This is a genomic window from Bacillus cereus group sp. MYBKT14-1 (genome assembly GCF_051915185.1).
GTDB lineage: Bacteria > Bacillota > Bacilli > Bacillales > Bacillaceae_G > Bacillus_A > Bacillus_A cereus.
The window spans coordinates 516,171-540,732 of sequence record NZ_JBQAEF010000001.1 but is presented as its reverse complement, the minus strand read 5'-3'; the positions used below and the strand labels follow the sequence as shown (position 1 = coordinate 540,732).

Below are 24,562 nucleotides of genomic sequence, written 5' to 3'. Positions count from 1 at the left end.
ACCAATAATCAGTGGATGAACCAACCATCCACTGATTACAACTTTACTCTATTTTAGTACTCATCCTCGCGGAAACCTAGGTCACGAAGCTGAGACATTTTATTACGCCAATCTTTTTGCACTTTTACCCATACTTCTAAAAATACTTTAGAACCAAGTAGCGCTTCAATATCAAAACGAGCTCGCTTACCAACTTCTTTTAACATTTTTCCTTGTTTTCCGATGATGATTCCTTTTTGTGATGCACGTTCAACAACAATCGTTGCATTTATATAAACTGCCCCGCCCTCACGCTTTTGAATCGCATCGATAACAACAGCCACAGAATGCGGCACTTCTTCACGTGTTAAATGTAGTACTTTCTCACGAATAAGCTCTGCAATAATAAATCTCTCCGGATGATCCGTTACTTGATTCTCTGGATAGTATTGTGGTCCTTCTGGTAAATACTTTTTAATTGTTCCAATTAAAGCGTCCACATTATTACCGTCTAACGCAGAAATTGGTACAATCTCTGCAAATTCATGTAGTTTACGATATTGATCAATTAACTCTAGTAATTGCTCTGGATGAAGTTGGTCAATTTTATTAATGACTAAAAATACTGGTTGTTTCGTTTCTTTTAATTTCTCAATGATGAATTCCTCACCACGACCAAATCCTTCAACTGCATTAACCATAAACAGAACAATATCAACTTCTTTTAATGTCGTTTGCGCCATCTTTACCATGAAGTCGCCTAATTTATGTTTAGGTTTATGTATTCCTGGTGTATCAATGAAAATAACTTGTGCATCATTTTCTGTATATACACCTTGAATTTTATTACGAGTCGTTTGTGGCTTATCACTCATAATAGCAATTTTCTGGCCGATAATACGGTTTAAAAATGTAGATTTTCCAACATTCGGTCTGCCAATAATAGAGACAAAACCTGATTTATAACCTTTTCTATTCATGTAAATCCTCCGCTAAAAATGCTCCTGGTAACAATTCTCCGACTGTCGTCTCTTGAACGTCACCATGTAAGTTTGATAAGTATACTTTCGTATCCTGTTTACATAATTCTACCATAACTTGTCGACATGCTCCACAAGGAGGTACTGGACGCTTTGTATCTGCTACAACCGCAATGGCTACAAATTCGTTATCCCCTTCAGAAACCGCCTTAAATAAAGCTGTTCTTTCAGCACAATTACATAAGCCATATGATGCATTCTCAACATTACATCCACGATATACTTTTCCACCGCGCGTTAATAATGCTGCACCTACTTGAAATTTAGAATATGGTACGTACGCTTGTTTACGCGCTTCGATTGCTTCTAGAATTAATTGTTTACTATTCATATTCCCGCATCCTTCCTGTTCACAGCTATGAAGAGATACACTCTCTCATTAAAGGCCCTTACGGCACTTCCAAAGCTTAATAAAAGCTTCGGAATGCAACTATACCATATACGGTAAAAAGATAATAGCACCAATTATAACAGCTATAATTGCAAACAATAAAACCGCTCCTGCCGCAACATCCTTTGCAATTTTTGCAAACGGATGAATATCGGCAGTCGCTAAATCTACCGTTTTTTCCACAGCCGTATTTACCATCTCTAAACTCATTACACTCCCTATTACAATAAGTAATATCATCCACTCTATTTTCGTAATATGGAAATAAAAGCCGCAGCATATAACAATGACTGCGGCTAAATAATGGATTTTCATATTTCGTTCATGACGAAAACAAAAGAATATACCAGCTATAGCATATCCAAAACTATCTATAAGTTTTCCTTTTTTCATCGTCCTAATCCAAAAGCTTCTAAAATTTCTTTTTGTCTTCCGAACATTTCTTTTTCATCTTCTTCTGTCATGTGATCATAACCAAGTAAATGTAAAAAGCCATGTAACGCCAAAAATCCAAGTTCACGATCGAAAGAATGTCCGTACTCTTCAGCTTGCTCTTTCGCCCTTGGAATAGAGATAATAAGATCCCCTAACATGCGCGGCATCTCTGCACCAACAATCTCCATTTCTCCTTCTCCCATCTCTTCCATGGCAAAGGATATTACATCTGTAGGTTGATCTTTATCTCGGTAATCACGATTAATTTCTCTAATGCGCTCATTATCTACAAATGTCACCGATACCTCCGCACCATCCTCGATATTTTCCATTTGAGCTGCTTTTTCTAACACTTCACGAATTAAACTCATATACTCTTCTTTTACTTCTTCTGTTTCATCAATAAAATCAATTAACAAATTCATTCTTTCTCCTTTTCTTCCGGAGGTTCCGGATATGTAATACGCGAATGGAAAATACCATTTAACGTTTCACACAACGTTTTTCCAACGATTTGTAGTTCCTTAAACGTCAAATCACATTCACTAAATTGACCGTCTTGCAGTCGATCTTTAATAATACTTTGCACCAAATTATTAATTTGTTCTGGCGTTGGGTGATTCATAGAACGTACCGCAGCTTCTACACTATCAGCAATACCAACAATTGCCGATTCTTTCGAAGTTGCTTTTGAACCTGGATAACGGAACATCTCTTCTGTATATTTTTCTTTATCTTCTTTAATAGCTTTATAATAAAAATATTTCAGTAACGTTGTACCGTGATGTTGCCCAGCGATATCAATAATTTCTTGTGGAATATGATATTCTTCGAGCATTCTTACTCCATCCGTTACGTGAGCAATTATAATATCTTTACTCGTTACAGGATCTAATTTATCATGCGGGTTTTCAATTCCCATTTGGTTTTCAATAAAAAATTGCGGTTGTACTGTTTTTCCTACATCATGATAATATGCCCCTACACGCGCTAATACACCATTTGCCCCGACTGCTTCACAAGCAGCCTCAGAAAGATTCGCCACCATTACACTATGATGATATGTCCCTGGCGCTTCTAACAAAATTCTGCGTAAAAGCGGATGATTTGGGCTTGATAATTCCATAAGCTTCATACTTGATACGATTCCAAGTCCACTTTCTAAATATGGTAAAATCCCCATAGCCAAAACGGATGATATAATCCCTGAAAGTGAAGCCATTAATAATTGCGTACCAATTTCAAGAGGCGAAAAATTCCCATTACGTAATAATAAGAGCGCCGCCAATACGACTACATTTAATACAGAAACGAGTATACCAGCTTGTAAAATCATTGTACGACGATTTTTTTCTCGCAAGAAAATACTAACCGATAATGAACTTAACAATACGTAAATCCCTACACTATAATTTAATGTACTCGTTACCCCTTCATTAAACATAATACTTCCGCATACAGAAAAAATCATACTCGTTAAAAAGACAAATCGATCACCAATCATTAGTTTTACAAGTATTGTTCCCATCGCAACTGGGACAACATATGCAATCCCCGCGTATTCAAGTTTTTGAAACAAACTAATGATTTTCATTAAGACGATTGTGATAGACAAAATTGTAATATACGCTAAAACATACGGTCTATCTTCTCTTTTTCTCTTTAAAAATAATTCAAATTGTTTATGCATAAAGTATAGTAACACACCAATGAGTACCGCTAATCCAACATAAGGTTGAAAGCCGTTCCCTTTTTCTAACAAACCAACTAATTTCAACTGATTATACACATCACTTGAAATGGTTTCACCTTCTCTAACAAGAACTTGTCCTTGAAGAATATAAACAGGTGGAACTAAGTCTTCCTCTGCTTTTCTCTTCTCTTTCGTTAAGATCGGGTCATAAAAATAGTTCGCTGAAATTGCATATCTTCCTAGCGCTTTAATCGACTCTTTTAAACCATTATCAACATTAACACTATTCATCTCACTTACATATCGTTCTTTCGCATCTTTCAATTCGTCCATTTTAATATGCTCAGTCATGATACTATTAATCGCCGTGACCGCAGCATCTTTCGCTAATACTAATTGGCTCGAATCTGCATTAATCAAACTTAGTAAGTTTGAATCAGATAATTCTTTCGTTAAGTCAGCGGGTAGTTTCTTTTTTAACTTGTCCACTTTCTCAGCATCAGTCATCTTTTTTTGATCATCCGGTCCAACAGCTTTAATCTCTTGCACCACTTCATCCACTTTAGCAAAGACGTCATTCACAATATCAACTTTGTTTTGTTTATACTCACTTTTATATGTATATTGATCTTCAACTTTTGTAGCGGCTTCTTTTTTCTTTTTATCCGTTGTAACTTTATCTTCAATTTTTATAGGAGAATGGATTGTCTTTTTCGCAATAGAATACATATTAACATCTAATTGTTCTGGTTTTACATTATTCATAAGCGCAAAAAACAGCACTGCTCCTAACACAACGTAAGAAATCCAACTTAGTTTTTTCGAATGTTGTAAATTACGAAACCACTTAGAAATTTCTTGAGATCTTGACATGATTTCAATACCTTCTCCTCTCCAGAAATAAAGTGAAACTATTTATAGCTTTCATTTCTTCTACCAAACGATACTTTGAGGCAATATTTTATACACTAGTACCAATAGTTTATTTTCCTTATCTTTCATGATAGTAAAAAATATGACGTTCGCCAACCTTATCATACAAAAAGAAATGATCCTGACAAATAGGATCATTCCATTTTATCATATGCCTCAATAATACGTTGCACCAATGGATGTCTCACAACGTCCGTTTGTTCTAATGTAATAAATGACAGACCTGATACACCAGATAAAATATTAGCAGCTATAGATAGCCCTGATTTTACCCCTTTTGGCAAGTCTACTTGTGAAGGGTCCCCTGTAATAACCATTTTAGAACTAAAACCTAATCTTGTTAAAAACATTTTTATTTGAGCACCCGTTGTATTTTGAGCCTCATCTAAAATAACAAATGAATCATCAAGCGTACGCCCCCTCATATAAGCAAGCGGAGCTATTTCAATTACTCCTCGCTCCATCATACGCTGCGTATATTCTTGTCCAAGAATATCATGTAAAGCATCATATAACGGGCGTAAGTATGGATCTACCTTCTCTTTCAAATCCCCTGGTAAAAAACCTAAATTTTCTCCAGCTTCTACAGCAGGTCTTGTTAAAATAATTTTCTTTACATATCCTTGTTTTAAAGCCCTCACAGCCATTACTACAGCTAAATATGTTTTTCCAGTTCCTGCAGGCCCTATCCCAAAGACAATATCATTCTTCTTCATCGCATGAATATATCTTCTTTGCCCCATTGTTTTTACACGAATGGATTTACCTTTTGCAGTCTTGAAAATTTCTTCCTCATATAACTCTTCAAATTGAGCAATTTTCCCTTGTTGTGCAAGCTGAATCGCATACGCAACATCTCTCTCTGAAATTGATATACTTTTACGAATTACAACAAGTAATTGCTGTAAGATTTTTTCTACGAGTGCCACCGTTTCAACTGCCCCAGATACATGAACAGTTTCTCCTCTAGTTACGATCGATACATTCAGTTCTCGTTCAATTACTTTTAAATGCGCATCATTAACTCCAAAAAGAGCGATTGCTTCGTTAGCATTTTCCAATTGTTGGTTCATTTCTACTAATTGTTCTGCCATTACTCAGTCTCCTTGAATATCGGATTCGGATATTGGTTGTGGCTCTGCAATATTTTCAACCACAGTATAATGCAATGTGACTTTCAGTTGATCCGCCTCAACCTCTTTACTCAAAATCTTATCACTTACAATCATAGCATGTTCATCCAATTTTTTCTTTAGTTCTTTTTCGGCCATCTCTTTCGCTACCTTCAGCGCTTGCTTTTCTGTATATTCTCGATTCGCTTCTTCCTCTTCTCTCACAACATCTTTTTCATATGCAATCGGCAGTGTAAAACCAAATAATTTCACATCATGCTTTACACTTTCAGTACGAGAGCGTTTATACTTATCATGCTGAAATCCCCATATTTTTATTTTCGTATCCCCGAATTTAAGAAAATGTTCATTGTATACATTACCAGTATACACTTGGAATTGCGTCTTTAACGGGACATCCACCTTAGATGTATACCACGTTTCGCCATATACAATACCTTTCGCTGAAACAATCGTCGGACTTTCCTCATTACCATATATTCCCGATACGAGAATCTGCCCTTTTTCTACATGATCATTTTTCAGTACAACCGGCTTTCCAACTTCTACAAACGTCTTTGTAATAATCGCTTCTTTTTTTGCTACTAAATTTTGCGGCCTTTGTTCCTTTTCTTTCTTCGGTTCGTTTTTTTCAACAATTTTAAAATGATAAGTCGTTCCCCTTACTTCTAGTCCCGCCCAAGTAATGGCATTAATATTATCTGTCAAATGGCGTTGTACATCTTCTACATTCGGCATTTGAAATTGTAGTTTCCCTTTTTTAATACCCATTTTATCCAATTCTTTCATCAATATATATTCTGTTTCAGGTTTAGCTCCTGTAATTTCAATTTTCCAAACCATATTTGACATTGCAATCACACCAAAAAAGAAAATTAAAAACCCAATTAAAAATCCACTGTTTTTAATTAAACGTTTATTCCAAAAAGGAAAACCATAACGTCCAATAAAATATAATTTACATTCATTTTTTCTATAAATTGGTTTTATTTTTTTCACATCGCGTAACAACATACAAAAAACTAACGTTTCATCAGCTATCTTTTTAACATCCCAAACTAATAAATTCCTCCGTACACATTCATTAACAAACCGTTCCGCTCCTCTACCTTCAATTCGTACTTTTACATATCCAAGCCACTTTATAAACCATTTATTTTTCATTTACCACCTTCACTACCTTTCTAAAAGTAGATATACTACTTTTTATTTGAAGCATTAAAATAGCTCGTACTAAAATAAAACAGAGTAAAACTGTAATCAGTCTCTATCAACGGAACTTTTACAGGATAAAGAAGAAAAACTTCACAAATGGAAGTTTCACTTCAATCACCTTTTTTTTCATTTTCTAAAAATGTTACTTGCTCAATTATCCCCTCGAGTAAAAGCTCTTCTGGAAGAATCGTTTTAATAACAAAGGATTGTCCTTTAATTAATAATTGACCGTGTTTTAAAAGCAATCGCACTTCTTTATCTGAAAACACTAATAACCCCCGATGATTTTCTATATAAATATGTATTTGCCCAACAAGAGTAATCCGAGGTAGATCCATTAATACATCCACTGGTAGGTCTACTTGTTTTGTCAACCAATTTTTCATTTGTTCTAATTTCTTCATCTCGAAAGACCCCCTCTCATCCCATATATATGTATTTCTTCACAAGTGCCTATCGTGTTATAACGACTTCACTAACATAACTATATTCTGCAAGAGTTCATATCATGTTAATTAAAACAGTCGCTATATGAAATCATATTTGTCAGGACAATGATGGATCAGAGGATGTTACCTTTAATAATAGAAGTATTAATACAAGAATATGCGCCCCTACCGGATATCAGTACAAGTTACATTAAGAAATTGAGCCTAGCGAGAAGTGGGAAACTTGAAAAAACCTGTTACAATTCGTTCTGGACGTGACATACTGACCATAGAATAAGTAGTTGTCATTTATTGGACAACTGAGATAAAGTAAAACTATAATCAATCCTCACCAATCGGGCTACCCGTTAATGCGGGATAAAATCAAAAAAAAAAGAAAATTTCTTCAATCTGAATGTTACGTTGTAAGTAAGAATATTTTATAGATGGTTGTTATATGAATTTCAAAAAATATTAGGGTTCATTAAAAAATGAATTAATAAATGAGGAAATACGAAAGGAAATCGGCTTTGGTCAAGAAATTTTGAATGTTATAAAACAAGTTACCGACAGTAATATCCAGCCATTTTATGCAACTGATGCAAAATCTAAAATAGTTAGAATCTCTTTCGTTACCTTTGAGGATTATGCTGAAGAGCAAGCTATAAAACTTCAATCTGAGTTTCAGAAGGCTCGGTACTTAGCTTTTATTCGCGAAAGAAGTTTTAGTCAAGGAAGTAAGAATAGGTGTAGAATCGGAATTATACAAGGAAATAATAAATTGAAACTTTAACTAGAGGGGTTTCTATCACTTACAGAAACGCTTTTTAAGCAATATAGCGTTTCTCCTTAATAAGAACAATAAAAAAACGTCTCATACGAAATGAGACGTTTTTTTATGCTAATAGCTGGATAACCAGCTTATTCACAAGTGATCCGTCTGTTTTACCTTTTACTTTCGGCATAACAGCAGTCATCACCTTACCCATATCTGCTTTAGAAGTCGCACCAACTTCAGAAATAACTTGCTTGATTACATCAACTAGTTCTTCTTCAGTTAATTGCTCTGGCAAATATGCGCTTAAAATCTGAATTTCACTTTGCAGTTTATTAACAAGGTCTTCACGACCAGCTTTTTTAAATTCAAGGAGGGAGTCCTTATACTGTTTTACTTCACGAGCTAAAACTGTTATTTCCTCTTCTTCAGTAAGAGTATGTTGCAGTTTAATACCTTCATTTTGTAAAGCAGCCTTAACCATACGAATAACGGTTAATTTTTCTTTTTGTTTATTCTTCATCGCTTGTTTCATATCATCGTTTAAACGACCGAGAAGACTCATAACTTACACCCTCTCTTAGAATTTACGCTTTCTTGCCGCTTCAGATTTCTTCTTACGTTTTACACTTGGTTTTTCATAAAACTCGCGCTTTCTTGCTTCAGCAAGTGTACCAGTTTTAGAAACCGATCTTTTAAAACGGCGAAGTGCATCCTCCAAAGACTCGTTTTTACGAACGACTGTTTTTGACATTCTCTTTCCCTCCCTCCGAAACATCACACTTACATACTAACTTCAGCATGCAAAAAGAAACACTTCTTCAGCATGTCTTTTACGATTATAATACATTTTATCACTTCAGGTCAACTATTTGGCAGAATAAAAGAAGAATAGAAGCATTTCCTTTTCAAAAGTTATGCAAATAACTAGTATCCTTCACTGATGAAGACAACTATATTTTTATCATTTCATCTTTTTTCATACAGGGATGCATGAAACACCTCCCCACCTTCTATTACTTAACCGCTTCAAATAAAGAAAGCATGCAAACCGTTTCCGGTTGCACGCTCTTTTTATGCGCTAGCTGATTCTTTTTTCACATCATCTTCAAGAACACGAACAAATTGCGCTTCGTTATATGGATAACCAGCTTTCGTAATTTTCACTTTCACTAGCTTACCAATTAATTCTTCTGATCCTTCAAATACAATTTTCAAGTAGTTATCTGTATAACCTACATATAACCCTTCACGGTCGCCCTCTTTAAATTGCTCTTCCGGAATGATTTCAAGCACTTCACCTTCAAACGCTGATGCGTACTCTTTCGCTAATTGATTAGATAGCTCAATTAAACGATGAACACGATCGTTCTTCACATCTTCAGGAACTTGATCTTCCATGCGCGCTGCAGGTGTTCCTGTACGTTTTGAGTAAGGGAACACATGTAACTCAGAGAAGCGGTTCTCTTTAATGAAATTGTATGTTTCCATGAATTCTTCTTCTGTTTCACCTGGGAAACCAACGATTACGTCAGATGTAATCGCAAGGCCTGGTAACGCTTCTTTCAAACGATCTAAACGCTCTTGGAAGAATTCCATCGTATATTTACGACGCATACGTTTTAATACAGTATTAGAGCCAGATTGCAACGGAATATGCAAGTGGCGTACAACTACTTCAGATTTATCTAACACTTCAATTACTTCATCTGAAATTTGACTCGCTTCAATAGAAGAAATACGAAGACGTTTTAATCCGCCTACTTCCGCTTCCATATCACGAAGTAATCCAGCTAAGTTATAATCTTTTATGTCTTCGCCGTATCCACCTGTATGAATACCCGTTAATACGATTTCTTTATAGCCTGCATCCACTAATTGTTGCGCTTGTTTAATAACTTCTTTTCCATCACGAGAACGCATTAAACCGCGCGCCCAAGGAATGATACAGAATGTACAGAAGTTATTGCAACCCTCTTGTATTTTTAAAGACGCACGTGTACGATCCGTGAAATAAGGTACATCAAGTTCTTCGTACACACGTGTTTTCATAATATTGCGGACAGCATTAATTGGTTGACGCTCTTTACGGAATTCTTCGATGTAACCTAACATCTTTTCACGATCCTGTGTACCAACTACAATATCCACACCCGGGATCGCCATAATTTCAGCTGGAGATGTTTGTGCATAACATCCCGTTACACAAATAACTGCATCTGGATTTTGACGCACAGCACGTCTGATTACTTGACGGCTTTTTTTGTCCCCAGTATTCGTTACTGTACATGTGTTAATAACATATACATCAGCTTTCTTTTCATATTCTGTTCTTTCATAACCACCTTGTTTAAACAATTGCCAAATGGCTTCTGTTTCATAGTGGTTTACTTTACAACCTAACGTATGGAACGCAACAGTTGACATTGATCATCACCCCATCAATTCAAAATGATACGAAGCAGCACTTAACGCGTATAACGGCGCCGTTTCTGTTCTTAAAATTCTTGGTCCTAAACTACATGGTACAAATTTATGTTCACGAAGCGCTGTAATCTCTTCCTCAGCTAAACCGCCTTCTGGGCCAAATACAATCAATAGCTTTTGACCTGGTTTCATTGTCGTTAAAGCTTTCGCAAAATTAGATTTCTCGCCTTGTTTTGCTTCCTCTTCGTAAGCAACAAGACAAGCATCATACTCACCACTCATTGAAAGCAATTGCTTAAATGATGCTGGAGCATGTACTTCTGGAATTTCACTTCTATGTGATTGTTCCGCAGCTTCTTTCACAATTTTTCTTAAACGCTCAACTTTTTTATCAGCTTTTTTCGCATCCCATTTTACGATAGAGCGAGATGCTTGAAATGGTAAAAATGCAGCTGCCCCAAGCTCAGTTCCTTTTTGAAAAATTAACTCTAGCTTGTCTCCTTTTGGCAGTCCACTTGCAATCGTCACGAAAACAGGAAGTTCACTTGACGCCTCTACCCATTCTACAATAGCCGTATTAATAAATTCACTGGTAATTTCATCAATTGAACATACTGCTGTTTTTCCATTTACACAGCAATAAATATGATCACCAGCTGACATACGCATCACTCTTGCGATATGATGTACGTCATCACCTACAATGCGAATACTTGTCTCATTTACATATTTCTCTTCTACAAAATAACGTTGCATATAATCACCTTAGTAGAGTTTCGTTCCTTTCGTAAGTCAACACTTACGAAAAGAACGAAACGTTATCATTTTTCATATAACAAACGGCAAGTCCCTCACCTTATAGTGAGAGACTCCCCTTTTCATTATAGACTAAAATCTATATTACGCATTTCGTGCAATAATTGCTACCCAATCTTCCATTCGTAACACTTCTTCAATTGTAAATCCAGCTTTTTCTAGCGCCCCAGAAATTACTTTTTCCTTCGCAGCAATAATGCCCGATGTAATAAATAATCCACCTGACTTCACAACTCTTGCTGCATCTTCAGGGAATAATAGAATAATTTCTGCTAATAAGTTAGCTACGATTAAATCAACAGGACCTTCAATACCTTCTAAAAGACTATTTTGTCCAACAGACACGATATCATCTGTTTTATTTAAACGTACATTCATTTCTGCACTTTCAACCGCAACCGGATCTAAATCATACGCTTGAACAGAAGACGCACCTAATTTTGCTGCTGCAATACTAAGTACACCAGAACCTGTTCCTACATCAATAATAGCGTCACCTGGCTGTACTGTTTTTTCTAAAGCACGGATACACATCGTTGTTGTTGGATGAGTTCCTGTACCAAACGCCATGCCCGGGTCTAATTCAATGATTTTTTCATCAGGAGAAGATGGTGTATATTCTTCCCAAGTCGGTACGATTGTGAATGTATCAGAAATTTGTACTGGATGGTAATATTTTTTCCAAGCAGTAGCCCAATCTTCTTCATTGACTTCGTTAACGGTAATATTTCCAGTACCAATTTCGATGTCGTAAGATGGAAGCACATCAATAGATGATTTTACACCTGCAATCGTTTCATGTAAAGAATCGGTTTGCGGGAAATATGCTTTTATTAATACACCTTCCGCCGGATATTCATCTGGATTCAATGCATAAATTTCACCATATTGTTGCTCGCGCTCTTTCGTTAACTCCGCTGGATCCTCAATCGCAACTCCGCTAGCACCAGCTTCATGTAAAATATGAGAGACAGCTTCTACTGCTTCTTCTGTTGTATGAATACTAATTTCTGACCATTTCACAATTTACCAACTCCATTTTTTATTTCCATTATTCCCCTTTGAAAGCACGTTTAAGCTTTCCGAATAAACTATCATCCTGCTCTTCTTGTCCTGCAAATTCACGTAATAAATCTTTTTGCTGTGAAGTCAATTTCGTCGGTACAACAACACGAACGACTACATATTGATCTCCTTGACCGTATCCACGTACGTTCGGAGCACCTTTTCCTTTTAAGCGGAACTCTGTTCCAGTTTGTGTTCCTGCTGGGATTTTCAGCTTCACTTTACCATGAACAGTAGGGACTTCCACTTCAGCACCAAGTGCCATTTGTGCAAATGTTAATGGCATTTCGCAAATAATGTGGTCTCCTTCACGCTCGAAGAATTCATGATTTCTTACATGAACAACAACATATAAGTCTCCTGCTGGTCCGCCATTTACGCCGGCTTCACCTTTTCCAGACACACGAATTTGTTGACCATTATCAATACCCGCTGGAATTTTAACATTAATTTTTTTACGTTTACGAACTTTACCTGAACCGTGACATGTCGTACATTTTTCTTTAATAATTTGTCCAGTTCCTGAACAATGACCACAAGCTTGACGGTTTACGATACGACCAAACGGTGTGTTTTGTTCAACACTCACTTGACCAGAACCTGAACAATGTTTACATGTTTCTTTTGAAGTTCCTGGTTTTGCTCCACTACCTTTACAAGTATCACATGGATCTTCTACTGGAATTTCCACATTTAATTCCTTACCAAAAATAGCTTCTTCAAAATCTAAAGTGACTTGATATTGTAAGTCAGCGCCTTGGCGCGGAGCATTTGGATCACGACGTCTGCCGCCGCCGCCAAAGAAAGAACTAAATATATCTTCAAAACCGAAGCCACCGCCGAAGTCTCCTCCGCCGCCAAATCCACCGAATCCTTGATTTGCACCAGCATGACCAAATTGATCGTACTGCGCACGCTTTTGATCATCACTTAACACTTCGTATGCTTCTTGTACTTCTTTAAACTTTTCAATTGCATTTTCTTCTTTGCTTACGTCTGGATGGTATTTTTTAGCCAAACGACGATACGCTTTTTTTATTTCATCTGTTGAAGCGCCCTTGCTAAGTCCAAGGACCTCATAATAGTCTCGTTTACTCATAAATTTACAACCCCCGAATCTTTCACATAAACGTAATTTTAACACCGAAAGAAAGTGCTTTGCAACAAAGTTTCCTCACTTACAGTATGCAAAGCGAAAAACTTAAGATCCTCACACATCGCTTCTCATTCGTGAAAAAAGCCAAAGTCAAGGCACGCTTGACTTTGACTTTTTGTCATCTTACTTATTATGTTTACAGTTGAATTACTTGTCTTCTTTTACTTCTTCAAACTCAGCATCAACTACATTGTCTTTCTTCGCGCCAGCGTCTTGTGCACCTTGCGCACCTTCTGCTTGACCAGCAGCTGCTTGAGCTTGCTCGTATAATTTAACAGTTAATTGTTGTACGATTTCTTGTAAAGCATCTTTTTTCGCACGAATTTCTTCAAGCTCGTTTTTCTCGATTGCAGCTTGTAATGCTTCTTTCGCTTCTGTTGCTTTTGCAACTTCAGCTGCATCTACTTTACCTTCTAAATCTTTTACAACTTTGTCTGTTTGGAATACAAGTTGGTCAGCTTCATTACGAAGTTCAACTTCTTCCTTACGTTTTTGGTCAGCGTCAGCATTTGCTTCCGCTTCTTGTACCATACGTTCTACTTCTTCATCAGAAAGACCTGAAGAAGATTGGATTGTAATAGCTTGCTCTTTGCTTGTTCCTAAGTCTTTCGCACGTACGTTAACGATACCGTTCGCATCAATATCGAATGTTACTTCGATTTGTGGAATACCACGTGGTGCTGGTGGAAGGTCAGTTAATTGGAAACGACCTAACGTTTTGTTGTCAGCTGACATCGGACGCTCACCTTGTAATACGTGAATGTCTACTGCTGGTTGATTATCAGCAGCTGTCGAGAATACTTGTGACTTACTTGTTGGAATTGTAGTGTTACGCTCGATTAATTTCGTGAACACGCCACCCATAGTTTCAATACCTAAAGAAAGTGGAGTTACGTCTAATAATAGAACGCCTTCTACATCACCAGTAAGTACGCCACCTTGAACTGCAGCACCTAATGCTACAACTTCATCAGGGTTTACACCTTTATATGGCTCTTTACCAGTTTCACGTTTAATAGCTTCTTGTACAGCTGGGATACGAGTAGATCCACCAACAAGAATAACTTTATCTAATTCGCTTGGAGCAAAACCAGCGTCTTTTAATGCACGACGAGTTGGCTCTAATGTTCTTTCAACAAGACCTGCTGAAAGCTCTTCGAATTTCGCTCTTGTTAACGTTAATTCTAAGTGTAATGGACCAGCAGCTCCAGCACTAATGAATGGTAATGAAATTTGAGTTTGTGTTACACCAGAAAGATCTTTTTTCGCTTTTTCAGCTGCATCTTTCAAGCGTTGAAGCGCCATTTTATCTTGGCTTAAATCAATGTTATTTTCTTTTTTGAACTCAGCTACTAAGTGATCGATGATAACTTGGTCAAAGTCATCGCCACCAAGACGGTTGTCACCAGCAGTTGAAATAACTTCGAATGTGCCGTCTGCTAACTCAAGGATAGATACGTCAAATGTACCGCCACCTAAGTCATATACTAAGATTTTTTGTTCTTCGTCTTGTTTTTCTAAACCGTAAGCAAGTGCTGCTGCTGTTGGCTCGTTAATGATACGCTCAACTTCTAAACCAGCGATACGACCAGCATCTTTCGTTGCTTGACGCTCTGCATCGTTGAAGTATGCAGGTACTGTAATAACAGCTTTCGTTACTGTTTCACCTAAGTATGCTTCAGCAGAAGCTTTTAAATTTTGTAAAATGATTGCAGAAATTTCTTGAGGTGTATAATCTTTACCTTCAACTTCTACTTTGTAGTCTGTACCCATATGACGTTTAACAGACATGATTGTATTTGGGTTTGTAATTGCTTGGCGCTTTGCAACTTCCCCAACTTGACGTTCTTCATTTTTGAAAGCTACAACAGAAGGTGTTGTACGGTTCCCTTCTGGATTTGGGATAACCTTTGGTTCTCCACCTTCCATAACAGCTACACAAGAGTTTGTTGTACCTAAGTCAATACCGATAATTTTACTCATGGCGAATCCTCCTAGTTTTATGTAAATTATTGATTTACTTTTACCATTGATGGGCGAATCACACGGTCTTTTAATTTATAACCTTTTTGGAATTCTTCCACAACCGCGTTTGATTCAAATTCACTATCTTCCACTTGCATAATAGCTTGGTGTTCATTAGGATCAAACTGTTTACCAACAGCTTCAATCACTTCCACACCTTCTTTAGTCAGCGCTTCTAACAATTGACGATGCACCATCTCCATACCTTGTAACAATGATTTCGTTTGCTCATCAGTCGCTTCCACTTGCATTGCTCTTTCAAAATTATCAAGAGCTGGCAAGATGTCTGAAACTAGACTTTGTGCTCTATATTTTTCAGCAGCCTGTTTATCCATTTGGACACGGCGCTTATAATTTTCAAAATCAGCTTGTAGACGTAATGTGCGACCTTCCGTTTCCGTTAGTTTCGCTTGTAACTCATCTACTTTTTCTTGTAAAAGAGCAGCCTCACTTTTTTCTTCTACAGTTTCTTCACTGTTTTCTGGCGTGACAGCTTCTTCAACTTGCGCTTCTTTTACTTCTTCTACCACTTGTTCGTTACGCTCTTCCACAATATTCACCTCCTTAAAAGGTATTAGGTATCATGCATAGCATGATTACCTAAGCATTATATATTACACACAGCAATGAAAATTTCATCACTTGAGCGAATGTATTACTCTCATTTACTTTTTAAGCCCATCAGTAAATTGTCTCGTAAATAACTGTAACAAACTAATTACACGAGAATATTGCATTCTCGTAGGACCTAAAATAGCAATTGTTCCAAGTTGCTCTTCGCCGATCGAATATGTTGCAGAAATTAAACTACAATCCTCCATAGCCGTCGAAGAGTTTTCCCTACCAATTTTCACTTGAATCCCGACTTGTTTATGACGCAAAATGTCATAAAATTCGGCTTCATTATCAATCATGGTAAGTAAAGATCTAACCTTTTGAATGTCATGGAACTCTGGCTGCGAAAGCATATTTGCTTTTCCTCCAAAGTATATCTTTTCCGATAACGGAACTTGAAATGTACCATCCAACATTTTTATTGCACTATCGTAATTATGAACATACCCACGTAAAACTGTAACAATTTCCTTAAAGATTTTATTATGAAGCTCTTCCATCGGTACGCCAGATAGCTTTTCATTTAAAATATTAACCATTTTTTCTAAATCTGATAAATCAACAGATTCCGGAACGGTAATCGTTTTACTTTGTACATGCCCTGTATCGGTTACAATAATAGCGACTGCAGTTTGACGATCAAGCGGCACAATTTGTACATTTTTAAGTTTATTTGTACTTAACTTCGGTCCAAGAACAATTGCCGTATAATTCGTAAGTTCTGATAAAATTTGAGCAGATTGCTGTGCAATTTTTTCCGCTTCAAAAATTCTTTCAGCAAATAAATCTTTAATTTGTACAATTTCAGCGTTCGGTAAGTTTTGCGGCGCTAAAAGATGGTCTACATAAAATCGGTAGCCTTTCTCAGAAGGAACACGTCCAGAAGAACTGTGCGTTTTTTCAATAAAACCTAATTCTTCTAAGTCCGCCATTTCATTTCGAATAGTAGCTGAACTAAATGTGATTTCATCTTTTTTAGCCAACGTTCTAGACCCAACGGGCTGCGCTGATCCAATAAAGTCATCAATAATTGTTTGTAAAATTAAGAGCTGACGTTCCGTAAGCATCTCATCATCACCTCTGTTAGCACTCTTTGTCTTTGAGTGCTAAATCTATTAATAACTTACCAAAATTGACATTCAATTGTCAACGGAAACGTCACGAAATAATGAAACTTTTTCACGCCTATGGAACATTTAATTAGTCAATCAAAAATGATTGGAATACTTCATTCCCTAATAATTTTCCTTTTCGCGTTAAACGCACATGTCCATCTTCCTCTTCAAGCAATCCCTGCTCTTGGTTGCTTTGTAACTGCTTCGCGAAAACTTGATCCATCTCTACATTAAATTTATTGCGGAACGCCGTTTTAGAAACACCTTTTGTTTTTCGAAGCCCTAAGAACAGCTCTTCTTCCATTCTTTCTTTCTCCGTCACTTTGTGAACATCTAAATACGGAAATCCTGTTTCATCAATTTTATTAAAATATTGCTTCAGAGGACCAACATTTTGAATACGTTCTCCGTTCACATAACTATGAGCTCCAGCTCCAAATCCATAATACTCTTCATTATTCCAGTATGTGAGATTATGTCTACTTTTATTGTCACCTTTTGAGAAATTACTAATTTCATACTGGTTATAACCGTGTTTCTCCATTTCATCCATTACTATTTCATACATTTTCGCTTCATGGTCTTCACCCGGAAGACGTAATTTCCCTTTGTTCATTAAGTTATAAAACACTGTTTTTGGCTCCACAATTAATGAATATGCCGAGAAATGTTGTACACCAAGCGTAAAAGCAATATCTAATGTTTCTTTTACATCTTCTATCGTCTGTCCTGGCAAAGCATAAATAATATCTACATTAATATTTTTAAAGCCTACTTCCTGTGCCTCTCGAATCGCGAGGAATGCATCTTCCCTCGTATGCTTGCGCCCGATCTTCTCAAGAAGTTCATCACGGAACGTTTGCACACCAAAACTAATTCGATTTACTCCACCTTCTAGCAGTACATTTAGCTTCTCTTTCGGTAAATCTCCTGGATTCGCTTCAAATGTTAATTCACAATTCGGGGCGAACGGACGCAAATGACGATTAATAATCTCGAGTAATTTTTTTGTCTGTTCCATATTTAACGCTGTCGGAGTTCCCCCACCCACAAAAATCGTTTTCATACTATCAAATGGAACTTTTTGAACCGTATTTATTATTTCCTTCTCTAAATAATCTAAATATTGATCAACCGGTTGGCGTTCAATAAACACTTTATTAAAATCACAATAGTGACAAATGTGCTGACAAAATGGAATATGAATGTATGCAGCTTGTACCAAATATAACTCCTACCTTTCTAAAAAGAAAACCTCCGCACTCCGGAGGGTTCTCTACTTCTCTAACGTATTACGAATTTGTTCCATTCGCATTTTTCCCCAATCATACATCATTTCAACGATCGGTAAAAGTGACATGCCTAGTTCCGTCATATAATACTCAACGCGAGGAGGAATTTCGGGATATACTGTCCGATCAACAATCCCATCTTCCATTAACTCTTTTAATTGGTTCGACAAAACTTTATGAGAAATGCTTGGGAATAACCGTTGTAATTCACTGAAACGATGCGGCCCTTCCACACCAAGATGCCACAGTATCACAACTTTCCACTTTCCACTAATAATAGAAAGCGTCAATTCCTTTTCACAATTAAAATTACCATTTTGTATTTTATCTTGAATATCTTTTCGAATATTTTCGGACATTAACAATCTCCTAACTCTATATGAACTAAAAAGCTCTCTCATTATTGTAAATGAGAGCTGCTCAGATGTCTAAAAAGTAATTATACAGAAAAAAGAAGCCGCACAAACGACTTCTTTTTTATTTCAAATATTAGTTGTCATCCATTTTCAGTACAGCCATGAATGCCTCTTGCGGTACTTCTACAGAGCCAACAGACTTCATACGTTTTTTACCTTCTTTTTGCTTATCAAGAAGTTTACGCTTACGAGAAATGTCACCGCCGTAACATTTTGCAAGTACGTTTTTACGCATCGCTTTAATTGTAGAACGTGCTACAACTTTATTTCCGATAGTCGCCTGAATTGGCACTTCGAACTGTTGTCTCGGAATTAATTCTTTTAATTTCTCTACGATTACTTTACCACGGTCATACGCTGAATCACGGTGTACGATAAATGATAAAGCATCCACTTGTTCATTATTTAAAAGAATATCCATTTTCACAAGTTTAGATGGCTTATACCCAATTAACTCGTAGTCAAATGATGCATACCCTTTCGTATTTGATTTCAATTGATCGAAGAAGTCATATACGATTTCTGATAACGGGATTTCATATGTTAATGTAACACGCGTTTCATCTAAATATTGCATATCAATAAACGTTCCACGTTTACCTTGGCAAATCTCCATTACAGCTCCAACATAGTCATTCGGAACCATAATTGAAGCCTTCACAAACGGCTCTTCTACACGATCGATAGACTGTGGATCTGGCATATTAGATGGGTTATCAACAATAACATCTTCACCGTTAGTTAAATAAACTTTATAAATAACGCTTGGCGCTGTTGTAATTAAGTCAATCTTAAATTCACGTTCAATACGTTCTTGAATGATTTCCATGTGAAGAAGCCCTAAGAAACCACAACGGAAACCAAATCCTAGCGCTTGAGATGTTTCTGGTTCAAACTCAAGAGCAGAATCGTTTAACTCTAATTTTTCTAATGCATCACGTAAATCGTTATAACGAGCAGAGTCAATTGGATACAGACCACAGAATACCATCGGGTTTAACTTACGGTAACCTGCTAACGGCTCTGCAGCTGGACGTTTCGCATGTGTAATCGTATCACCAACACGTGTGTCACCAACATTTTTAATCGATGCTGCTAAGAAACCTACATCACCTACTGTTAACTCGTCACGTTGCGTAGTTTTCGGTGTAAATACACCTACTTCTGTTACTTCAAATTCTTTACCCGTTGCCATCATACGTACTTTATCGCCAACTTTTACTGTTCCATTTACAACACGGATATAAGCAATTACACCGCGGTACGGATCATATAAAGAGTCGAAAATCATACATTGTAATGGCTCTTCTGAATCACCCGACGGAGCTGGTACTTTTTCAACAATTTGTTCTAAAATTTCTTCAATACCAATTCCAGCTTTCGCAGAAGCAAGTACCGCTTCTGATGCATCTAAACCAATTACATCTTCTACCTCTTGACGTACACGTTCTGGATCCGCACTCGGTAAGTCGATTTTATTAATAACTGGTAAAATTTCTAAATTATTATCAAGCGCTAAGTATACGTTTGCTAACGTTTGCGCTTCAATACCTTGCGCTGCATCTACTACAAGAATCGCGCCTTCACAAGCCGCTAAACTACGAGATACTTCGTACGTAAAGTCGACGTGTCCTGGTGTATCAATTAAATGAAGAATATACTCTTCACCATCTTTTGCTTTATAGTTTAATTGTACTGCGTTTAATTTGATTGTAATACCACGCTCACGCTCTAAATCCATAGAGTCAAGCAACTGAGCTTTCATTTCACGTTGTGTTAACGCGTTTGTTTTCTCTAAAATACGGTCTGCTAACGTTGATTTTCCGTGGTCAATATGAGCAATAATAGAGAAATTACGAATTTTGGACTGTCTTTTTGCTCTTTCTTCTTTATTCATCTATGTTCTCAACTCCTAATAGTCTCGCCAATATACACTAGCACTGATTATATCAATAGAGCAACAAAGTTTCAATGAAAACTCGTGCTGCTTACGATACAAATCATTCTATCTATATCTTATGCGAATAAACCATAAGAGACAAACCCTTTTCAAATTTTAAAACGGCTGTCTTACAAACCAGTAAAACAACCGCCTCCCATGTTACTCTTAGCTAAAAATTCCTTTTATTTTCCCAACAACGATATCCGTTCCGAACTTCGTCATTTCATAAGCTACACTTGCTACTGCCATCCCAATTCCTTCTACAACATTAAAACTTCTTAAACGTTCTAACTGTTGTTGTTTTTCTGAGGCCGAAAACGAGCTACCCAAAATTTCTGATTCAGCACCTGTACTTTCTGTCCCTGTCATATGAGCTATTTGTTCATATGACAGTTGCTGATAGCCTTTCATACTTTTCAAACCATGATTAGCAAGTGCCACTCCTGCTATCATCATAAGTAAACATAAAGCCACACTACATATACACAAAAGCGTAAAGCGACTCAAACGATAATCATCTGTTCCCCTCAATGTGTATATGCTCCCGTATTATCTTGATCAATTTGATGATGCAGCGCCGCATTTAAACCACTCGCTATTACATTCGCCATATCCTCAATAAAAGTATCTACTTCTTTTGGGGTTACCATTAAATTATGACCAAGAGGAGATAGCACTTCATAAATCAGCCTTCTTTTTTCTTCTTCTCCCAACGTGCCAACAGCACCTAAAAACATATTTCTGCTCTTTTCATCCGGCATATCTTCTTCCGTTAATTTTTTCTTTTCTCCAAATGAAAATCCCGCTGGTAACAAAGAGCGTGAAGGTTTATTTCCTTCTTTCATCTCTCGGCCGAAATGTTTCAAAATAAAATCAATCGTATCACTTGTAATCGAAACAGCATCGACCACAGTCGGAACACCAATCGCGATTACAGGGATACCTAATGTGTCTTTACTTAGTTCTTTACGTTTATTCCCAACCCCCGATCCGGGATGAATTCCAGTATCAGAAATTTGTATCGTGCTATTTACTCGTTCAATAGAACGGGCAGCTAATGCGTCAATCGCAATTACAAAGTCCGGGTTCGTCTTCTCAATAATCCCATAAATAACATCGCTCGTTTCGATCCCTGTAATTCCCATTACCCCCGGCCGAATTGCACTAACAGGCCTAAACCCTTCTTCTACACTTTCAGGCTGTAATTGAAACAAATGTCTCGTTACTAATACATTTTCTACAACTATCGGTCCAAGAGCATCTGGTGTTACATTCCAATTCCCAAGACCTACAATTAAACAGCTTGCTTCTTTTGTAACGCCAACCTCTTCTAAGAAATTAGAAAATTCTTTTGCAAAAATACGCTCCACTTTTTGTTGAAGTTCTGTATCTTGCTGACGTATACCTTGAACTTCAAGCGTTAAATAATTTCCAGGCTTTTTACCCATCGCTTCAGAGGCAGCTTCATCAATTGTTACTTTTGTAACTATAGTCCCCTCTTCTTCTCTCTCTTTTACAATAACTCCCTGTATCCCTTTTTGTTCCTCTTGGCTTTCTTGCAACATTTGATGGGCTTCTACAGCAAGGTCAGTTCTAATGCTATATTTACTTAAATCTAATGGTTCTTTCATCGTATCTCCTCCGTAATTCATAGTAAATATCGTTAGATTTCCCAAAGTTATATAAGGTCATTCTTTCCTTTACGTGAAATTTCATGGATATACTATTGCAATTCTCTTCACCGTTTGATAGAATATCACTTGTTCTATGTAAGAATCGAGTCATTCGATTGCACCAGGGAGGTGAAAAGTATGGCAAACATCAAATCTGCTATCAAACGCGCTAAACTTAGCGAAGAGCGTCGTGCACATAACGCTTCTATCAAGTCTGACATGCGTTCTGCTGTTAAAACTGTAGAAGCTTTAGTTACTAATAACGATCTTGAAAATGCTAAAGAAGCTTTCAAAACTGCTTCTAAAAAACTTGACAAAGCAGCTCGTAAAGGTCTTATCCACCAAAACGCTGCAGCTCGTCAAAAATCTCGCTTAGCGAAACAAGTAAACGCGTAAGGCGTTTAAAAAACGATCCATTTGGATCGTTTTTTTATATACAAAAAAGTTCATGTACTTAGTACATGAACTTTTTTGTGTCATCACATATGATTTAATCGCATTAAGAAAAACTCGAGCACAAGTTTCTTATCCATCTTTCCCGTCTTCATACTATAATCAGCTTCCGCTAATTCTATAATCACTTTTTTTAATTCTTCAAAAGAGAAAAACTTCGTTTGATTCATTGCCAACTTCACGCGATACGGATGTACACCAATATGAGACGCAATTTGATTTTGTCCATAACCACGTTGCTGTAGCTCTTTCACTTGATACAACAAGCGGAATTGACTCACTAATAACGCAAGCAATTTAATCGGCTCTTCCTGCTGCGTAAATAATCCATCCAAAATTTGCATTGCACCTGCAATATCTTTTTTCACCACTTTTTCTGTCAAAGCGAATACATTTTGCTCAACGGATTTTGGTACAAGCTCTGCAACAAGTTTCGTCGTAATCTCTCCGCCCATACCAACGTATAACGTTAACTTGTCCATTTCCTTCGCCAACATTGTTACATTACTTCCCACAAGCTCTAGCAACAAACTAACAGCCGTGTTATCAATATGCACATGCACTTCATCTGCACGAGCAACAATCCACTTCTGAACATCCTGTATTTGCATCGCATTTGCTTCTACTACATCTGCTGTTTTCTTTAATAGTTTTGTAATTTTTTTTCGCTCATCAAGTTTTTCGTAAGGCGCAACAAAAACAAGAATAGAAAATGGAGAAGGTTCACCAATGTATTCTTCTAAAATTTTTATATTTTGCTCTAACTTTTCTTTTTGCGAAGTCAAAAATAGCGGTGATTTTATTAACAGTACTTTCCGTTCTCCGAAGAAAGGAAGCGTACGCGCATCCTCAACCACATCTTCTAAATACGCTTCTTCTAAATCGTATGTCACAACATTAAACTCTCGATCTTCTTCTTCAAGTGCTTCTGTCGTAATAAGCTTTATCGTTTCATTTATAAAAAAAGCTTCCGTTCCATATAGTAAATATAACGGAGCAAACTGTTTCTTTTTAATTTTTTTATGTATATCACTCATACTTTTTCCTACTCCCTAACTTGGCAATATATATTTATACTAATGCCCTAGCTTTTGTTTTACAAGTACAAAGGAACAGGCTTTATAACCCGTCCCTTTATTTATATTAAACGCCACGCAATAAGCCCCGGGTTTCTTATTGGTGTGCGGTAATCACCTTCCCTTTATTATTCGCAATAAAAATTTGAGTATAAGTGCCAACTGTTAACATGCTTGGAAACGAAAAACTCACATTACTTCATGATTTAAAAGTAGCAAAAAAGCTCGTTTTCTCTTCATATGGAAATTGTAGATTTTTTTCTGACAATATTTTATACTAAAGTGGAATGTTGGGGAGGGATTCTAAATGAATGATTTTGAACAAAACGTTCAAAGTAAACGCAATGACGCTATTGATTCAGGGGTAGGATTTATCGTCTCATTTGGTTTTTTCGCAACACTTTTCATCATTGCAACTGTTATTAAATTTATCGGTTCTTAAAGACTGCCACTTCATGGCAGTCTTCTC

General features: G+C 36.8%; 25 protein-coding genes. 2 read left to right on the top strand and 23 right to left on the bottom strand.

The annotated features are described in order from the left end of the window. Positions 1–53 precede the first annotated feature (53 nt). The 22 genes from era to gpr all read right to left on the bottom strand — a co-directional run bounded on the left by era (position 54) and on the right by gpr (position 22,522). Positions 54–959, bottom strand: a complete 906-nt coding sequence (gene era, locus ACTFO4_RS02910; RefSeq protein ID WP_001080230.1) for a GTPase Era — start codon at positions 957–959, stop codon at positions 54–56. Next, positions 952–1,350 carry a cytidine deaminase gene (locus ACTFO4_RS02905; RefSeq protein ID WP_017673539.1) on the bottom strand — a complete coding sequence of 133 codons (399 nt, stop codon included), beginning with the start codon at positions 1,348–1,350 and terminating at the stop codon, positions 952–954. Before ACTFO4_RS02905 ends, era begins: the two co-directional genes overlap by 8 nt. A 99-nt stretch (positions 1,351–1,449) precedes the next feature. Further along, positions 1,450–1,803: a diacylglycerol kinase family protein gene (locus tag ACTFO4_RS02900; protein WP_000715464.1), complete on the bottom strand. Its 354-nt coding sequence runs from the start codon at positions 1,801–1,803 to the stop codon at positions 1,450–1,452. Continuing rightward, positions 1,800–2,270, bottom strand: a complete 471-nt coding sequence (gene ybeY / locus ACTFO4_RS02895) for an rRNA maturation RNase YbeY (RefSeq protein WP_001050397.1) — start codon at positions 2,268–2,270, stop codon at positions 1,800–1,802. The genes ACTFO4_RS02900 and ybeY overlap by 4 nt, the downstream gene beginning before the upstream one ends. Next, a complete protein-coding gene (locus ACTFO4_RS02890) occupies positions 2,267–4,411 on the bottom strand; it encodes an HD family phosphohydrolase (RefSeq protein ID WP_017673538.1) in 2,145 nt (714 codons plus the stop codon). Before ACTFO4_RS02890 ends, ybeY begins: the two co-directional genes overlap by 4 nt. 194 nt (positions 4,412–4,605) lie before the next feature. Beyond that, positions 4,606–5,565, bottom strand: a complete 960-nt coding sequence (locus ACTFO4_RS02885) for a PhoH family protein (protein ID WP_000840501.1) — start codon at positions 5,563–5,565, stop codon at positions 4,606–4,608. A gap of 3 nt (positions 5,566–5,568) precedes the next feature. Then, the gene (gene yqfD / locus ACTFO4_RS02880) at positions 5,569–6,768 is read right to left on the bottom strand and encodes a sporulation protein YqfD (protein ID WP_000792498.1); all 1,200 of its coding nucleotides are present in this window, start codon (positions 6,766–6,768) and stop codon (positions 5,569–5,571) included. A 161-nt stretch (positions 6,769–6,929) separates the two neighbouring features. Beyond that, on the bottom strand, positions 6,930–7,223 hold the full coding sequence (yqfC, locus tag ACTFO4_RS02875) for a sporulation protein YqfC (protein ID WP_000732269.1): 294 nt from the start codon (positions 7,221–7,223) through the stop codon (positions 6,930–6,932). Between the two features lie 920 nt (positions 7,224–8,143). Beyond that, positions 8,144–8,587, bottom strand: a complete 444-nt coding sequence (locus ACTFO4_RS02870) for a GatB/YqeY domain-containing protein (RefSeq protein ID WP_000054562.1) — start codon at positions 8,585–8,587, stop codon at positions 8,144–8,146. Between the two features lie 15 nt (positions 8,588–8,602). Beyond that, on the bottom strand, positions 8,603–8,776 hold the full coding sequence (gene rpsU / locus ACTFO4_RS02865) for a 30S ribosomal protein S21 (RefSeq protein WP_000048061.1): 174 nt from the start codon (positions 8,774–8,776) through the stop codon (positions 8,603–8,605). Positions 8,777–9,096: 320 nt separating this feature from the next. Beyond that, on the bottom strand, positions 9,097–10,449 hold the full coding sequence (gene mtaB, locus ACTFO4_RS02860) for a tRNA (N(6)-L-threonylcarbamoyladenosine(37)-C(2))-methylthiotransferase MtaB (protein WP_000108680.1): 1,353 nt from the start codon (positions 10,447–10,449) through the stop codon (positions 9,097–9,099). Between the two features lie 6 nt (positions 10,450–10,455). Next, the gene (locus ACTFO4_RS02855) at positions 10,456–11,205 is read right to left on the bottom strand and encodes a 16S rRNA (uracil(1498)-N(3))-methyltransferase (RefSeq protein WP_001190154.1); all 750 of its coding nucleotides are present in this window, start codon (positions 11,203–11,205) and stop codon (positions 10,456–10,458) included. 144 nt (positions 11,206–11,349) lie between these two features. After that, positions 11,350–12,288: a 50S ribosomal protein L11 methyltransferase gene (prmA, locus tag ACTFO4_RS02850; protein ID WP_017673534.1), complete on the bottom strand. Its 939-nt coding sequence runs from the start codon at positions 12,286–12,288 to the stop codon at positions 11,350–11,352. 28 nt (positions 12,289–12,316) lie between these two features. After that, complete coding sequence (gene dnaJ / locus ACTFO4_RS02845) at positions 12,317–13,429, bottom strand: chaperone protein DnaJ (RefSeq protein WP_440013166.1); 1,113 nt, start codon at positions 13,427–13,429, stop codon at positions 12,317–12,319. A 204-nt stretch (positions 13,430–13,633) separates the two neighbouring features. Continuing rightward, entirely contained in the window at positions 13,634–15,469 is a 1,836-nt protein-coding gene (gene dnaK / locus ACTFO4_RS02840) for a chaperone protein DnaK (protein ID WP_000034700.1), read from the bottom strand. 26 nt (positions 15,470–15,495) lie between these two features. Beyond that, positions 15,496–16,062 carry a nucleotide exchange factor GrpE gene (grpE, locus tag ACTFO4_RS02835; RefSeq protein WP_000392711.1) on the bottom strand — a complete coding sequence of 189 codons (567 nt, stop codon included), beginning with the start codon at positions 16,060–16,062 and terminating at the stop codon, positions 15,496–15,498. Positions 16,063–16,176: 114 nt separating this feature from the next. Further along, a complete protein-coding gene (gene hrcA, locus ACTFO4_RS02830; RefSeq protein ID WP_000954941.1) occupies positions 16,177–17,193 on the bottom strand; it encodes a heat-inducible transcriptional repressor HrcA in 1,017 nt (338 codons plus the stop codon). Between the two features lie 133 nt (positions 17,194–17,326). Then, on the bottom strand, positions 17,327–18,466 hold the full coding sequence (hemW, locus tag ACTFO4_RS02825; RefSeq protein ID WP_000249433.1) for a radical SAM family heme chaperone HemW: 1,140 nt from the start codon (positions 18,464–18,466) through the stop codon (positions 17,327–17,329). A 51-nt stretch (positions 18,467–18,517) separates the two neighbouring features. After that, entirely contained in the window at positions 18,518–18,892 is a 375-nt protein-coding gene (locus tag ACTFO4_RS02820) for a winged helix-turn-helix transcriptional regulator (RefSeq protein ID WP_001293539.1), read from the bottom strand. Positions 18,893–19,022: 130 nt separating this feature from the next. After that, the gene (gene lepA, locus ACTFO4_RS02815; RefSeq protein ID WP_001030951.1) at positions 19,023–20,846 is read right to left on the bottom strand and encodes an elongation factor 4; all 1,824 of its coding nucleotides are present in this window, start codon (positions 20,844–20,846) and stop codon (positions 19,023–19,025) included. A 210-nt stretch (positions 20,847–21,056) separates the two neighbouring features. Then, complete coding sequence (locus tag ACTFO4_RS02810; RefSeq protein WP_001215037.1) at positions 21,057–21,422, bottom strand: YqxA family protein; 366 nt, start codon at positions 21,420–21,422, stop codon at positions 21,057–21,059. Continuing rightward, positions 21,419–22,522 carry a GPR endopeptidase gene (gene gpr, locus ACTFO4_RS02805; RefSeq protein ID WP_440013168.1) on the bottom strand — a complete coding sequence of 368 codons (1,104 nt, stop codon included), beginning with the start codon at positions 22,520–22,522 and terminating at the stop codon, positions 21,419–21,421. The genes ACTFO4_RS02810 and gpr overlap by 4 nt, the downstream gene beginning before the upstream one ends. Positions 22,523–22,702: 180 nt before the next feature. Between gpr and rpsT the strand changes: the two genes are divergently transcribed. Then, entirely contained in the window at positions 22,703–22,960 is a 258-nt protein-coding gene (rpsT, locus tag ACTFO4_RS02800) for a 30S ribosomal protein S20 (protein WP_001274011.1), read from the top strand. An 83-nt stretch (positions 22,961–23,043) separates the two neighbouring features. Here the strand turns inward: rpsT and holA are convergent, their stop codons facing one another. Then, positions 23,044–24,054: a DNA polymerase III subunit delta gene (holA, locus tag ACTFO4_RS02795; RefSeq protein WP_001279917.1), complete on the bottom strand. Its 1,011-nt coding sequence runs from the start codon at positions 24,052–24,054 to the stop codon at positions 23,044–23,046. Positions 24,055–24,400: 346 nt separating this feature from the next. Between holA and ACTFO4_RS02790 the strand changes: the two genes are divergently transcribed. Next, positions 24,401–24,535, top strand: coding sequence for a YqzM family protein (locus tag ACTFO4_RS02790; RefSeq protein WP_000997609.1), 135 nt, complete (start codon positions 24,401–24,403; stop codon positions 24,533–24,535). Positions 24,536–24,562 lie beyond the last annotated feature (27 nt).